At 49.4% G+C, this 860-nt stretch carries 1 protein-coding gene; it reads right to left on the bottom strand.

The features are described from left to right. The coding region (locus ACN6NF_RS12015; protein WP_474317915.1) for a condensation domain-containing protein at positions 1–860 on the bottom strand (860 nt) is incomplete at both ends.

Here is an 860-nt window from a genome sequence, read left to right as displayed (position 1 = left end):
CCTGCTTTTAGCACGGCCAGCAGACCTACGATCATTTCCACGGAGCGCTGCACCATCAGACCGACCAGTTTGTCAGGCCCTACTCCCTGCGCTTGAAGGATGCGTGCCAATGAATTCGCCCGTTCATTTAGCTCCTGATACGTCAGACGCTGATGTCCAAACACCAGTGCCACTTGATCCGGCGTACACTCCACCTGTTCTTCGAACAGCTGATAGATCGTTTGATGAGACGGAAAGGCACAAGCGGTATCATTAAAGGCCGCTGTAATTTGCTGTTTTTCCGCTGCTGTGAGTAGTTTCAGCTCTTCCACCTGAACATGCGGGTTGAACGAAATTTGCTCCAAGAGACGCGCAAAATGTCCATACAGACGTTCAATACCTGCTTGATCAAAGCTAAGCGTGTTATACATAAAACGAATCTTGATGCCTTCACCCGGCATCACGACGACGTTCAAATCGTAGTTGGTTTCCTCTGTAGCCACCACGTTCGAAATCGTAAATTTATCCTGTCCCTCGCTGCCCAACTGCTCTACCTGCTGCTCCACCGGGTAATTTTCAAATATCATAATATGGTTGATTAAATCCTGCTTTTGCTCGGTCAGTGCCTGGATTTCATACAGCGGGAACGCATCATAGGCATTGGAAGCCAGCGCCTGCCGCTGTGTTCGTTTCATCAGCTCAACAAAGGTTTCACCTGGTTCAGACTGCACACGCACTGGAATCGTATTAATGAATAGCCCGATCATGTGCTCCACGCCTGGAATATCCCCTGGACGACCGGACACAACGCTGCCGAACACGACATCCGTACTATTGTTATATTTCTGCAACAGAACGCCCCATACGGTTTGAATCAGCGT

The sequence above is a fragment of the Paenibacillus sp. TSM33 genome (assembly GCF_056099025.1).
Note: the sequence above shows the minus strand (reverse complement) of the source record. Positions and strands in the feature narration are given on the sequence as shown.